Source organism: Antarctobacter sp., from assembly GCF_048262615.1.
Taxonomy (GTDB): Bacteria; Pseudomonadota; Alphaproteobacteria; order Rhodobacterales; family Rhodobacteraceae; genus Antarctobacter.
The window spans coordinates 1-13062 of the sequence record NZ_JBLXFB010000048.1 but is presented as its reverse complement, the minus strand read 5'-3'; the positions used below and the strand labels follow the sequence as shown (position 1 = coordinate 13062).

The 13062-nt window shown below is 60.4% G+C and carries 12 protein-coding genes and 5 pseudogenes; 9 read left to right on the top strand and 8 right to left on the bottom strand.

The genetic code is table 11. The features are described from left to right. Together serS and ACN0S5_RS23400 are read right to left on the bottom strand one after the other, a co-directional pair. Positions 1-955: serine--tRNA ligase (gene serS / locus ACN0S5_RS23405; protein ID WP_417211637.1), on the bottom strand; the 955-nt coding region annotated here is incomplete at its 3' end. Beyond that, the gene (locus ACN0S5_RS23400) at positions 918-1094 is read right to left on the bottom strand and encodes a hypothetical protein (RefSeq protein WP_417211635.1); all 177 of its coding nucleotides are present in this window, start codon (positions 1092-1094) and stop codon (positions 918-920) included. The genes serS and ACN0S5_RS23400, both read right to left, overlap by 38 nt. A gap of 296 nt (positions 1095-1390) precedes the next feature. Here ACN0S5_RS23400 and ACN0S5_RS23395 point away from each other — a divergent pair. From ACN0S5_RS23395 to ACN0S5_RS23355, 9 genes and pseudogenes are all read left to right on the top strand, one after another. After that, positions 1391-1778 (top strand): annotated as a pseudogene (locus tag ACN0S5_RS23395) (VOC family protein); the annotation flags it as partial. 132 nt (positions 1779-1910) lie between these two features. Then, a complete protein-coding gene (locus tag ACN0S5_RS23390; protein WP_417211641.1) occupies positions 1911-2087 on the top strand; it encodes a hypothetical protein in 177 nt (58 codons plus the stop codon). Positions 2088-3151: 1064 nt separating this feature from the next. After that, a pseudogene (locus ACN0S5_RS23385) lies at positions 3152-3258 on the top strand (SecDF P1 head subdomain-containing protein); the annotation flags it as partial. Positions 3259-3494: 236 nt separating this feature from the next. Continuing rightward, positions 3495-3689, top strand: a complete 195-nt coding sequence (locus ACN0S5_RS23380; protein WP_417211639.1) for a hypothetical protein — start codon at positions 3495-3497, stop codon at positions 3687-3689. A gap of 308 nt (positions 3690-3997) precedes the next feature. Beyond that, positions 3998-4761, top strand: a pseudogene (secF, locus tag ACN0S5_RS23375) (protein translocase subunit SecF); the annotation flags it as partial. Between the two features lie 701 nt (positions 4762-5462). Next, positions 5463-5648: a hypothetical protein gene (locus ACN0S5_RS23370; RefSeq protein ID WP_417211634.1), complete on the top strand. Its 186-nt coding sequence runs from the start codon at positions 5463-5465 to the stop codon at positions 5646-5648. A 353-nt stretch (positions 5649-6001) separates the two neighbouring features. Next, positions 6002-6172 carry a hypothetical protein gene (locus tag ACN0S5_RS23365; RefSeq protein ID WP_417211632.1) on the top strand — a complete coding sequence of 57 codons (171 nt, stop codon included), beginning with the start codon at positions 6002-6004 and terminating at the stop codon, positions 6170-6172. A gap of 421 nt (positions 6173-6593) precedes the next feature. Further along, positions 6594-7236: pseudogene (gene ccsA, locus ACN0S5_RS23360) on the top strand (cytochrome c biogenesis protein CcsA). A 3-nt stretch (positions 7237-7239) separates the two neighbouring features. Further along, complete coding sequence (locus tag ACN0S5_RS23355; protein WP_417211630.1) at positions 7240-7383, top strand: heme exporter protein CcmD; 144 nt, start codon at positions 7240-7242, stop codon at positions 7381-7383. 763 nt (positions 7384-8146) lie between these two features. On the opposite strand, the gene ACN0S5_RS23350 is transcribed toward ACN0S5_RS23355, so the two are convergent. The 6 genes and pseudogenes from ACN0S5_RS23350 to ACN0S5_RS23325 form a co-directional block, all read right to left on the bottom strand. Continuing rightward, positions 8147-8320: a PLP-dependent transferase gene (locus tag ACN0S5_RS23350; protein WP_417211629.1), complete on the bottom strand. Its 174-nt coding sequence runs from the start codon at positions 8318-8320 to the stop codon at positions 8147-8149. A gap of 222 nt (positions 8321-8542) precedes the next feature. Further along, positions 8543-8779 carry a hypothetical protein gene (locus tag ACN0S5_RS23345; RefSeq protein ID WP_417211628.1) on the bottom strand — a complete coding sequence of 79 codons (237 nt, stop codon included), beginning with the start codon at positions 8777-8779 and terminating at the stop codon, positions 8543-8545. A gap of 19 nt (positions 8780-8798) precedes the next feature. After that, positions 8799-8951 carry a PLP-dependent transferase gene (locus tag ACN0S5_RS23340; protein WP_417211627.1) on the bottom strand — a complete coding sequence of 51 codons (153 nt, stop codon included), beginning with the start codon at positions 8949-8951 and terminating at the stop codon, positions 8799-8801. After that, entirely contained in the window at positions 8948-9331 is a 384-nt protein-coding gene (locus ACN0S5_RS23335; RefSeq protein ID WP_417211626.1) for a PLP-dependent transferase, read from the bottom strand. Before ACN0S5_RS23335 ends, ACN0S5_RS23340 begins: the two co-directional genes overlap by 4 nt. 1817 nt (positions 9332-11148) lie before the next feature. Then, positions 11149-12547, bottom strand: a pseudogene (glnA, locus tag ACN0S5_RS23330) (type I glutamate--ammonia ligase). Between the two features lie 100 nt (positions 12548-12647). Continuing rightward, on the bottom strand, positions 12648-12986 hold the full coding sequence (locus tag ACN0S5_RS23325) for a P-II family nitrogen regulator (RefSeq protein WP_417211625.1): 339 nt from the start codon (positions 12984-12986) through the stop codon (positions 12648-12650). Between the last annotated feature and the right edge of the window lie 76 nt (positions 12987-13062).

Here is a 13062-nt window from a genome sequence, read left to right as displayed (position 1 = left end):
GCGTGCCCTCGGCGGTCAGGCGGGTGCGGCCGCGCAGATAGGGGTGCAGCGCCTCTGGCAGATCGACCGAGCCATCGGCCTGCTGGCCGTTTTCCAGCACCGCGATCAGGCAGCGGCCCACCGCAAGGCCGGAGCCGTTCAGCGTGTGCACGAATTCCGGCTTGCCGCCCTCGGCGGGTTTGTAGCGGGCGTTCATGCGGCGCGCCTGAAAATCGCCGCAGAGCGAGACAGAGCTGATCTCGCGGTAGGTGTTCTGACCCGGCAGCCAGACCTCGATGTCATGGGTGCGCTGCGCGCCAAAGCCCATGTCCCCGGTGCAGAGTGCCACGGTGCGGTAGGGCAGGCCCAGCCGTTCGAGGATGCCCTCGGCGCAGCCGGTCATGCGATCGTGTTCCGCGCGGCTGTTTTCCGGCTTGGTGATCGAGACCATTTCGACCTTTTCGAACTGGTGCTGGCGCAGCATGCCCGCCGTGTCGCGGCCCGCGCTGCCCGCCTCGGAGCGGAAACACTGCGAATGGGCCACGTAGCGGCGCGGCAGGTAACCCTCTTCGACCACCAGGCCATTGACGATATTGGTCAGCGTCACCTCGGAGGTGGGGATCAACCACCAGCCATTGGTGGTTTCATAGCTGTCCTCGCCGAATTTCGGCAGCTGGCCGGTGCCGTACATCATTTCCGGGCGGACAAGGACCGGGGTCCATGTCTCTGTCAGGCCGTTTTCATCAACGTGGGTGTTGATCATGAACTGTGCCAGCGCCCGATGGATGCGTGCCGCAGCGCCCAGGGGATCCGAAGCGCGCACCGGAGATTTCGCCGCCGTTTCGAAATCCTTACCGGCGCGACGCCTTCGATCTCGTAATGCTCTTTCGGCGTGAAATCGAAACGCGCGGCGTGCCCAGCGGTGGATCTCGACATTGTCATCTTCGCTCGCGCCTCGGGCGTGTATACATGACATTGGCAGCGACATCAAACTCTAAACGCGTCTTCTTCTTGGCCTCATCGTTAAGGCGGGCAACCTCGGCCTTTTTGTCGGCAGCCAGCGCACGCAGGCGTTCGAATTCGGCCTCGTCGCCTTTGGCCTTGGCCGCGCCCACAGTTTGGGCTGTTCTGTTCGGCCTTGGCATTCGGCGGCACCGATCTTGGCGCGGCGGGCAGCATCGATGGCGAGGACTTCGGAGACCCGGACAAGCCGCGGCGGCTCATGGCAGCGTCGAACGCTTCGGGATTTTCGCAATAGTTGATGTCATGCATCGGTCTGGTCCTCGGTTGGTTGGTTTGGGCGGGTTATGCAACAGGGAAGAGTGGAGGAAGGGGATTTCGGTTAATCTCCGTGTGCTCTTACCCTTGGCGCCTGTTGGTCACATGTGACGAAACAGAGCAACGGGACGCCATACCGGCCAAAATTCATTCCTGTATCCGTGTGTTAGACGAGGCGCGCTCTGTTGCGTTTTACGAGACGGCCTTTGGTCTCACCGTGGCTGACAAACTCGACTTTCCCGATTTACACTGATCTATATGTTGAACCCGCTCTCGGCGTTCGGTAGAGCTGACCATCAACAAGGGCGACCGAGCCCTATGATCTGGGTAACGGCTACGGGCATTTCGCGGTGTCGGTGGGATCTGGAGGCCAACCCATGTGCGCGGATGGAAACGGCGGGGCTTGCGCCCGGCAAGATTGTCGATTTCGCGCCTGCCGGCACCCGCGTGACGAGTTCTTTTTCATCACCGATCCCGACGGTTACAAGATCGAAGTGATCGAGCGCGGCGGGCGGTTTTATGAGAGGAAGCAGACAGCGCTAACAGTGCCGTGTACCCGGCCCGCTTGCTGGACAGGCAAAGCCCGCTATAGGGTGCGCGGCGACTTCAGGGGTGGCGAGGGGCCTCCCCGTTTGACAATAAAGGACCAACAGATGTTCGTGACCCCGCCTATGCGCAGGCCGCCGGAGGTGCCGCTGGCAACGATCATGCAATTCCCGCCGCTGATCCTGATCTTTGCGATCGTATTTCCTGATGATCCGTCCTCAGCAAAAGAAGATGAAGAGCATCGTGCGATGATTGAAGCCGTGCGCCGTGGTGACAGGTCGTGACCGCAGGCGGCATCATGGGCAAGGTTGCCAAGGTGCGTGAAGATGGTTTCGTCGATGTCGAATTGCAGATGGCGTGAAAGTCAAAGTGCAAAAGCGGCCTTGCCAGTGTCGTGTCGAAAGCCGACCAGCCGCGGACGCGTAAGCGCTCTGTGTCCTCAGGCCCGCTGATGCAGGCCTTTTCCTTCAGACGTCTCAGGACCTGCTCATGTTGCAAACCTCTTTGGAAACGGATCGTCATTTGGGGCCTGTGCGCCTTGGCCTTCTGGCCGCGCTCCCCAACGCTTTTACCCTCGTGTCGAGGGCACAACGATACGTCGCTGCCATCGAGAGGCCGGTGAGACGCCGGAACCGCTGCAGCTCGTGACGCATGGCCGTCTTTCCTGCCGTCTTTGGTGAATCTGGGGCTGGACTTGCGCGGCGGCGCGCATCTTCTGGGCGAGGTGGACGGGCCGAGGTTTATGCCTCGCGCATGGATGCTATTGGCCGGAAGTGCGCGATGCGCTGCGTGACGAGCGCGACACAGTGGGTGCGATCCGCCGCCTTGATGCGCCTGACGGGCGGCTTCAGTGCGGTTCAATCCCAGGGCATGGAAACCGCGCTGGCTGCCGTGCGTGCGCGCTGGCACATCTGTCGTGTCTCTGACCTCTGCGGGTGAAAAGGATATCGACGTTTCGGCCACCGGTGATGTGATCACCGTGCAACTCTCGGGCGGAAGCCGCGACCGACGACCGCACAATGCAGCAGTCCTGGAGATCATCCGCCGCCGTGTGGACGAAGTGGGCACCGCGAGCCTACGATCCAGCGTCAGGGCGGGAATGCATCTCATTCAGGTGCCGGGATCAGTTCCGCCGCCGGTTGAAGTCGCTGATCGGGACACCGCGCAACTGACCTTCAACCCTGTTGTGGGCCGCACGACAGATCGGACGAAAACCCCGGTGCGCGCAACTTTATCGCGCCGTCGATCAACGGCCGGGCGTCTATTACATTCTCGAACAATCCGCCGTGGTCACCGGTGACAGCTGACCGACAGCCAACCCGCCTTTGACCAGAACGGTCGGCCCTCTGTGACCTTCCGTTTCAGCCCCACGGGGGCGCGCAAGTTCAGCGAATATACTGCCGCCAATGTCCGGGGCTGGCTGCGATTGTTCTGGATGACGAGGTCATCTCCGCGCCGCGCATTCAGGACGCGATCCGTGGCGGCTCCGGCCAGATCACCGGATCCTTCACCGTCGGAATCGACCGAACTGGCCGTGTTGCTGCGTGCAGGGCCTTGCCTGCCAAGATCAACTATGAACGGACCATCGGGCCGGAGCTCAGGGCGGACAGTATCGAAGCGGGCCGGATTGCCACCACAGTCGCTTTTGTTGCCGTGCTGGTCTTTATGGGGCGGCCTACAGCCTGTTTGGCATGTTTGCCAATATTGCCCTCATCATCAACGTGGCGCTGTTCGGCCTGTTGTCCGCCATCGGAGCGACGGCCCTGCCGGGGATTGCGGGGATCGTGCTGACCGTGGGATGGCGGTGGACGCCAATGCTGATTTCGAGCGTATCCGGGAGGTTGAAAAACTCAAATCCGTTGGACGTGCTATCAGCTTGGCTATGAAAAGGCGCTGTCGGCCATTATCGACGCCAACATCACCACGTTTATCACGGCGGCGATCCTCTTTGTCATGGGCTCCGGTCCGGTCAGGGGCTTTGCCGTGACACTGGCTTGCTGGGGCTGATCACTTCGGTCTTCACACGATCTATGTGACCCGCGCCATGGTTGTGGCTGGTATGGGCGCAAAACCGCAGGGCTGGACGTAATGGCGTGAACTCGTGCCGTCCGACACCACATTTGGTTGCTTCAAAGCCGGAAATTCACCTTCTTCTCTGGCGCACTGGTTGTGGCGGCGGTTGGGCCTTCTTGCGATGGGGCTGAATTTCGGGATCGACTTCAAAGGCGGCGACGATTCGGACCCAATCCAGCGCTGTGGACGTGGGCGACTATGCGCGGAAGAGATCTGGATCTGGGCGATGTGTCGATCACAGAAGTGTTCGATCGAATTTCGACGAAAACCAGCACGTCGCCATGGTCCGCATTCAGGCCCGGAGGGATGTGGGCGATCGCCGGAAACCGTGCAACTGGTCGAGAAGGCGCTGCAAGAGGTTGACCCTCAATCACCTTCCCCTCGGTGGCTCCGTGGGGCGAGGTATCGGGTGAGCTGATCTGGACCGTGTGGAGCCGTGGCCGCTGCCATTGCTGCCGTGCTGTTCTACATCTGGCTGCGTTTTGAGTGGCAGTTCGCGGTCGGGCCGTGGTAACTGGTCCACGATGTTGCGATCACCATCGGGATCTTCGGCATCAGTTCGACCTCGCGATCATCGCCGCGCTTCTGACCATCGTGGGCTACTCGCTCAACGATACGGTGGTGGTGTTTGACCGCGTGCGCGCGAGCCTGCGTCGTTACAAGAGCTCGACCTTGCGCAGGTGTTGAACATGTCGATCAGACGCTGTCGCGCACGGTCATGACCTCCGGCACCACGCTGATCGCGCTGATCGCGCTGTTGGTGCTGGGCGGCGATGTGATCCGCGGGTTCGTCTTATGACCTGGGCGTTGTGGTCGGGACGTGGTCTTCGGTCTTTGGCCTCGACCGTGCTCTTGTGGTTCGGTGTCAAACGGGACTGGGACGAAGAGCCGGCCGGGGTATCAGACCGACGGCAGCGCGGTTTGACGCGCGGCTGCGGAAATATTTTAAGCACAAAGGAAGGCCTGCGACGCGGGCCTTTTCATGACCGGGACCGAGGAGGCGAGACCCCATGCAATTCAATGAAATGCCCTTCGAAGACGCTGTGCCGGTTGATGGCTACGGGCGAATATGTTCCGGATCGGTGGTAAGGCCTATGAAGGAACGATGCTGGTCTGTGGCGAGGTCCTGCCGTGGGGCGGTTATGCAGATGTGGACTCGCTGGTCGAGCTGCGTGAGCTGATCGACATTATCGTGATCGGCACGGGGCCGGAGATGACCCATCTGCCGAAAGCGTTCCGCAGGCACTGGAGGCCGCCCAGATCGGGCGCGAGCCGATGGCACGACGCCCAGCGCGGACCTATAATGTTTGGCCTCGGAAGGGCGACGTGTCGCGGTGGCAATGCTACGGTTTGATCCGTGTCAGATCAAAATTCTAGAATCGCTATAAACAGGGCCACATGAGTTTGATTTCTGTAAAGACCTGACCGTCTCGCGTGGCGGGATGCCTGTGCTGGAGGGCTGGATTTTCCGTCTCCTCTGGCGAGGTGCTTGTCCTGCGCGGCCGAACGGGTCCGGCAGGCGCCGCTGCGCACGCTTACGGGGCTGCAACGCCTATGCTGGTGTGGTCTCGGTGGAGCCGGATACGGTGGCCTATGCGGCCCATGCGGACCAGGTTGAAGGCGACCCTGAGCGTGGCGGAGAACCTCGCCTGGGCGAGGTCTACGGCGGGCTGGAGATTGCTGAGGCGCTTTTGCATTTCAACCTCGACGCACTGCGCGACCGTCCGGCGAACAATCTGTCGGCGGGCAAACGGCAGCTGGGCCTTGCATGACTGATGGTGACTGGGCGTCCGGTCTGGGTGCTTGATGAGCCGACCGTGTCGCTGGACGCGGCCTCTGTGGCGCTGTTTGCCTCGGCGGTCAAAGCCATGTGGCAGCTGGCGGTGCGCCGGTGCGACCATATCGACCTCGAGTTCGAGGAACGTGTTTTTGATGTCAGCCACAGGCCCGCATGGATGTGGTGCGTGACGATTTCGACGGGGCGTTCCTATGATCCGGCTGCTGGCGTGACATCACTCTGGCGTTTCGCTCCGGCGGGGCTTCGGCCTTGGCCTCGGGTTCTTCCTGATTCTTGTGACACTGGTGCCCTTTGGCGTCGGCCCCGAAGGCGACATGCTCAGCGCGAGTGCCAGGCATCCTTTGGGTCGGGGCGTTGCTGGCCTGTCTGTTGTCGCTGGACCAGTTCGCATTGGATTTCAGGACGGCTCGCTGGACTTGCTGTACGGCGCGATCCACTCGAAGGCGTTGTCGCGGTCAAGGCGCTGGCATTGGATCACCACGGGGCTGCCTCTGGTGATCGCGGCCCCCCGGCGTTTTCTGCTGCATCTGGAGCACGGCCTATCGCTGGATGATCGGCCTGTTGATTGGCACGCCAGCATATCCTTTATCGGGTCGTTTGGCGCGGCGCTGACCGTGGGGCTGAAACGCGGGGGCTGCTGAGGCCTGCTTGTCCTGCCGCTCTATATCCCGACCCTGATCTTCGGGGCCGAGGTGGTGCGGCGCGGCGCAGGGCTTTCTGGTCGGCACCTCTGGCCATGCAGGCGGGCACCACTGGGGGCTATTGGCCTTGCTGCCTTTGCGAGCGCTGCGGTTTCGGGTCGCTTTAAGGTGAGTTGAGAACATGCGTGTTTGCCCTAGGCTTGCGCGCGTCGAGAGGAGAGACAGCATATGGCCATCAACTGGAACGCCTTTGGGAATGGGCCAATCCACGCAAATTCATGTGGTGGACCGACCGTGCTTGCCCGTGATTGCCATTCTGGCAGCGGTTATTTCGTGATCGGTCTGGTCTGGGGCTTTTTCTGACCTGATGATTATCGCCAAGGCGCGACGGTCAGATTTTCTACATCCATGTGCCCTCCGCGATGATGGCGATAACATCTGGGCGATGATGCTGGTGGCCTCGCTAATCTGGATCGTGCGGCGGCACCATGTGTCTGCGTTGTGCCAAATCGCCGCTGCGATCGGCATGACCATGACGCTTATCGCTCATCACGGGCGCGGTCTGGGGCAAGCCGATGTGGGGCTGTGGAATGGGACGCAGCTCACCTCTTTTCTGATCCTGCTGTTCTACATCGGCTATATGGCGCTTTGGAAGCCATCGAAAATCGGCACGGCCACCGACCTGACCTCGGTGCTCTGCCTTTGTCGGGTCCGTCTTTGCTCTGCTATCGCGCTATGCTGTTCTCTTTTGGAATCAAAGGGCTGCGCAAGGGGCCTCGCTGTCGCTTGATGCCGGGAAAACGTGGCGGATGTCTGGTATCCGGCCTTGGTGGCGATTGGGGCTTTGTTCGTTGTTTGGCGCTGGTGCTCGCGCGCACGGCCACGCGCGGCGTTTGCACGGCTGGATGCGCGAAAAGGTGAAAAATGCCTGATCTTGGAAAATGCGGGGATGTCCTGATGGCCTACGGGGCGACGCTGCTTCTGGCGGGGCTGATCTGGCGCTCTCTGGCGGTCGGCCAGGTGAAACGGCAATTGAAAGCGGCTGAGGAGCGGAAAACCCATGGCTAGGATCAACCCACTTATGGCGCTGCCGCTGGTTGTTGCGGCGGGGTTCATTGCTCTGGTCACATGGCATGGCCCGTGAGGATGCGGAACGGTTACCCAGTTCGCAAATCGGGCAGGAGCGCCGTCGATTGCCTCTGTCACCCGTTTGAGGGCAAGGGCGCTTACCGACGGGCTGCGCAGGCGGTGTGAAGCTGGTCAACTATTGGGCCTCGTGGTGCGCGCCGTGCCGTGCCGAACATCCGCAGCAGAAACCCTCGCCGAGGAGGGGTGACGATCTACGGGATCAACTATAGACAACGCGCTGAAGTTTCTGGATGATGGGCAATCCTACCGGCTATTGCGCAAGACGAACCGGGACGCACGGCGCTGGAATGGGGCGTGTATGGTGTGCCTGAGACCTATATTCTCGTGCTGAAGGGCACATCGCCTACCGGTTTGCCGGTCCGATTACGGTCGGACCATGGAAAAATATATCAAGCCGAGTTGCGAAGGCGGCTCAATAAGCTTTGGGAGATGTGTCCAAGCAGCTTGGTTTGGAAGAGGCCAATGGATATTTGGTCTCTTACTGACGCTTTGGATTTCTATCTTGTGGGTTAATCTGATTAAGGTTAACGCGTGTAAAAGTGCTGACAGGTGCGTTTTTTGGCAGGGTGTCCTCCGCGCGCATTTACGGTCTGCGCCGTTGATGACCTGTGCCATGTATCGCGTGACTTATTTCGCAAGAAACCCGCCGGAAGTCCGGCGGGTTTGCAGTTGTTAGAGTTGTTTAGCTCAAAGCCTGATCCAGATCGGCGATCAGATCGTTCACATCCTCGATCCCGACGGAGAGACGCAGAATGTTCGGACCTGCACCGGCTTTGATCTGGTCTTCCGGCGAGTTGACGGTGGGTCGTCGGGCCGGATGGATCACCAGAAAGCGCGATGTCGCCAGGTTGGCCACATGGGAAAACGGCAGCTTCGAGACGGTCTCACACAGGCATCATATCCGCCTTTAGCGCCACGGTGAATAGTGCCCCGCGCCACGCGGACGGATACGTCATGCGGTCATAGTAGCTGGGAGAACGGGCCGGAATAGGTCACCGCCTCGATCGGTCGTCACCTTCGAGCCAGCCGGCAATCTCGCGCGCGTTCTGGACGTGTTTTGCATCCGGAGCTGAGTGTCTCATCCCATGAGTGTATAATGTGCGGCCTGCGGGTTGAGCGTCATGCCCGAACGCAGCCCACGGCGATACCGTGGAAGGTAAAACCATCGGGCCACGTCATGGAAATTCAGGCCGTGATAGGCGGGTTCCGGTTCGGAGAGTGACGGGAATTTTCCCGAAGCGGACCAGTCGAACGTGCCGCTGTCCACGATACAGCCGCGGTCGGTGCCATTGCGTAATTTGGTCAGCGAATGCACCACCAGCGTTGCGCCGTGTTCAGTAGGTTTGCCAGGTATGGCGTGGCGAAGTGTTGTCCACGATCAGCGGAATACCCGCCTGTTTGGCAATCTCGCCGATGGCATCAAGGTCCATGATGGCCCCTGACGGGTTGGCGAGGCTCTCACAGAATACCGCTGCGTGTGTCGTCATCGCGTCGCGAATAGCGTCGAAATCGTCGAAATCAGCAATTTGGCCGACCGGCCAAATCGCTTGAAGGTCTGGGTGAACTGGGTGAGCGTGCCGCCGTAAAGACGGGTCGAGGCCACGATGTTCTTGCCCGGTGCCATGAGCGGAACAGGCCATGATCTGCGCGGCATGGCCGGAGAACAGACCGCCCCTGCGCCACCTTCGAGGGCAGCCATGCGGTTTGCAAGGCGGCCACTGTCGGGTTGGTCAGCCGCGGTAGATGTAGCCGACCTCTTCGGATTAAAGAGCCGCGCCGCATGGTCGGCATCTTTGAACACATAGGCCGTGGTTTGGTAAATCGGCACCTGACGCGCACCGGTTGCGGGGTCGGTTCGGTTCCGCATGAACCTGTATCGTGTCAAAACTGTTTTCTATCGGACATTCTATCCTCCCGTTCGCATATTCCCTGAGACATTACGCGCGGGCGGCGGGCGTTCAACGGGAGACTGCGCATAGGATTGGGGGCGCTCATGGTGCGTCAGCATGGCAGCCGACCTTATCCGCACCGATCAGAAGCGCGAAAAACGACGTGAGGGCAGAGTTCAGTGGCGGAAGGGGACTGTGGCTGGATATGTTTCGTACCCATAGGAGTAGGGCGCAGAGGTTAAGCAATCCTCAACAAGGCATCTGCAAAACCGGAAACACTTTGTTTCCATTTTGTTCTCGTTGCCTGTCCCGCGCCAACAGCCTGCAAGGGTCAGAGAGGTGCCAGAGATGGCGGGTTACACAATCCACGCTGTTCCAAATCCGCAAGCAACTCAAGCTGATCGAGGCGGAAGGATCACCCCAGAGGTGGTGCTCATCTTGAAACGCCGGTGTCGCGGGAAGCTCGCGGAGTTCGTGCGCCGTTCCGGCCTGCCCGCCAGCGCGTTTTGCGGGCGAAAGAGGCGGAAGGCAAAGCCTTAGGCATCACGACTAAATCCGACCCCGAGGTGATCCTTGACGCGATTGCCGCGCACCACGTTGATGGGCGTCTGTGGTCGAAACCGACAAGGCGTGGCGCTCGGGCGTCCACCGGAGCGGTCAGGTGTGTTGTGATGCACGCAACCCATTGATCTACTCGGCTTGGATTTGGGGATTGCGAAGACGTTCACCCCGTCGGGGCCTCAATGCAGTTGACTTCACCACTTCCGCCCGCGACCGCTACCGGTTGCTTACGAATTTCGTCGGACCGCCCCATCGCCTTGGTGACCACAGTGAATCGGACGGGACGCATAACGCTGCCCCGATATTCGTTTTCAACGTCATCCCGGAACCGCCGCTTTTGGTGCTGGGGTCGCGTCAAAGCCGGAGCAGGAAAAGGACACCGCCGCCAATATCCGGCGCACGAGAGTTTGCCATTCACATGGTGGATCGGGCGCTGTCGGAGGCCATGTTGGTGGCAGGGCTGGCTGCCCTCTGGCGTGGATGAGCTGGCGTTGGCGGGGTGGAGACGGGCCTTGCCTCCATGGTCGCGCCGCCATTACGGGGGCATCTTGTGTGTTCGATGTCGGACCGAGCGCTTGCTTGACTGGCCGAACCGTGTGCTGGTGATCGGTGAGGTGGTCAGATGCATGTCCGCCGCGATTGTCTGGACGAGGCGGGCCAGTATGTGAATCCAAAGAGTCTATCAACCGATTGCGCGGCTGCATGGCGACAATTATGGGCTCCGAAGATCAATTCGTTCTGACCGCGCCGCCGCTGGAGACGTTCCAGGGGAGGCGGTTAGGCTCAGGTGGTTTGACGCCCTGAAAACCGCTTGCGGCCACCTCCGAGCAAACTCTGACCAGTTGCATCCGTTGCAGGCGCGCGGATGTCGGTCGCAAACCAGATCTGAGCGTTGCGCCTGTCTGGTGAGCGTGAGTCGCGTGCCGCTTTGCAATGGTCATGCCCAGAACCGTCACATCACGCGCAGCGCAGGCATCGCGGGAGATGATAACCCGTGGCAATGTTCCGCGAGATGCAGGCAATCGGTGCGCAAATGTCGTCCGCCCCCTCGTCATGCGATCTCTTCGCCGCGCCCAGCCGTGCGATGATCCGGTCGTAATTTTCCACGAAAACCGGTGAATAGCCTTTGCACATAGGTGAGCAGACAAAGTAGATGATGGGGGCGCAGCGGACGGTCCTTGGCGCGTAGCTACACAGGCATGCGCAAAGAAAGGGCCCCCAAGGGCCTTTCAATTCACGAAAACCGCTGCCGATTAGCAGGGTAGTAGAGTTTACTCAACCGGGTGCGGAGTGTGTTCGTAGGCGTAACCTCTTCCCCGCAGATCCATGTAGCCGCGATCTGGTCTTTGGTGAACACGTCGCCTGCGGTGAAGTCCATGTCTTTTTCCAGCTACCAGCGCTTCGCAGCGAGCCAAACGGTCGGAATCCTTCCAGCTCTTCCGGCGGCAGGTCGTACAGGTTTTGTCGGCGTCGCCGGATCTTGTTCTTGATGCCGTCAAGGCCTGCCATCAGGAGTGCGGCGAAGCACAGGTAGGGGTTGGCGGACGGATCGGGGAAACGGGCCTCGACGCGCTTTGCCTTCGGGGATTCTGTCCACGGAATACGGACGCAGCCAGAGCGGTTGCGGGCCGAATACGCGCGCAGAACCGGGGCTTCGAAGCCGGGGATCAGACGCTTGTACGAGTTGGTGGACGGGTTGGTGAAGGCGTTCAGGGTTTTGGCGTGCTTCAGGATGCCGCCGATGAAGTAGAGCGCTTCCATCGACAGGTCAGCATACTGGTCGCCTGCGAAGAGCGGCTTGCCGTCCTTCCAGATCGACATGTTGCAGTGCATGCCGGTGCCGTTGTCGCCGTAGATCGGCTTGGGCATGAAGGTGGCCGACTTGCCGTAGGCCTGTGCCACGTTGTGGATGACGTACTTGTACTTCTGCAGTTCGTCTGCCTGCGTGGTCAGCGAACCGAAGATCAGGCCAAGCTCGTGCTGGCAGGACGCCACTTCGTGGTGGTGCTTGTCGACCTTCATGCCGATGCGCTTCATGGTCGAAAGCATCTCGGAGCGGATGTCCTGACCGTCGTCGATCGGGTTGACCGGGAAATAGCCGCCCTTGACGCCCGGACGGTGGCCGGTGTTGCCGACTTCGTACTCGGTGTCGGTGTTCCACGAGGCGTCCAGCGCGTCGACTTCGTAGGAGACCTTGTTGATCGAGTTCGAAATGCGCACGTCGTCGAAGAGGAAGAATTCAGCTTCCGGACCCCAGTAGGAGACGTCACCGATACCCGAGGCCTTCAGGTAGGCTTCTGCCTTCTGGGCGGTGCCGCGCGGGTCGCGCTCATAGGGTTCGCCGGTGTCGGGCTCGACCACGGAGCAGTGGATGCAGAGCGTCTTTTCGGCGTAGAACGGGTCGATATAGGCCGAAGACGGATCGGGATCAGTTTCATGTCGGATTCGTCGATGGATTTCCAGCCAGCGATGGAGGAACCGTCAAACATGAAGCCGTCTTCGAAGAAATCTTCGTCCACTTCCGTGTGGCGCAGCGTGACGTGTTGCAGCTTGCCGCGCGGATCGGTGAACCGCACGTCTACATATTGGACGTCTTCGTCCTTCATGGTCTTGAGAACGTCTTGGATGCTCATTTTTGACCTAGTCCTTTTCGTTAAGAAATTGTGTTGTGACGAATGGCGCGCTGCGATGGAGGCCGGTTAGGGGCCGTCGGCTGCGCGCCCTGCGCCGCGCTCAAAGCGCGTCTTGACCGGACTCGCCTGTTCTGATGCGGATCGCTTGTTCCACGGGAGAAACGAAGATCTTGCCGTCGCCGATCATGTCGGTCTTGGCCGCGCCGACGATGGCCTCGATGGCCGGGTCGACCTGATCGTCATCCAGAACGATTTCGATTTTCACCTTCGGCAGGAAGTCGACGACGTATTCGGCACCGCGATACAGTTCCGTATGGCCTTTCTGACGGCCGAAGCCCTTCACTTCGACTACCGAGAGGCCCTGGATGCCCGCGTCCTGCAGGGCTTCCTTTACCTCGTCGAGCTTGAATGGCTTGATGATCGCTTCGATCTTTTTCATAGACCTCGCCTCTCCCTTGCGCTCTCTGTGGCCTTGGCAGATCACTTCTCCCTGTCGGCCACAATCGGATAGGCTG

What these genes read in the sequence shown, in the direction of transcription:
- ACN0S5_RS23390 (WP_417211641.1), top strand. Translation starts at nt 1,911, where the DNA reads ATGTTCGTGACCCCGCCTATGCGCAGGCCGCCGGAGGTGCCGCTGGCA.
- ACN0S5_RS23380 (WP_417211639.1), top strand. Translation starts at nt 3,495, where the DNA reads ATGTTTGCCAATATTGCCCTCATCATCAACGTGGCGCTGTTCGGCCTG.
- ACN0S5_RS23355 (WP_417211630.1), top strand. Translation starts at nt 7,240, where the DNA reads ATGCCTGATCTTGGAAAATGCGGGGATGTCCTGATGGCCTACGGGGCG.
- ACN0S5_RS23340 (WP_417211627.1), bottom strand. Translation starts at nt 8,951, where the DNA reads ATGACGACACACGCAGCGGTATTCTGTGAGAGCCTCGCCAACCCGTCA.
- ACN0S5_RS23335 (WP_417211626.1), bottom strand. Translation starts at nt 9,331, where the DNA reads ATGCGGAACCGAACCGACCCCGCAACCGGTGCGCGTCAGGTGCCGATT.
- ACN0S5_RS23325 (WP_417211625.1), bottom strand. Translation starts at nt 12,986, where the DNA reads ATGAAAAAGATCGAAGCGATCATCAAGCCATTCAAGCTCGACGAGGTA.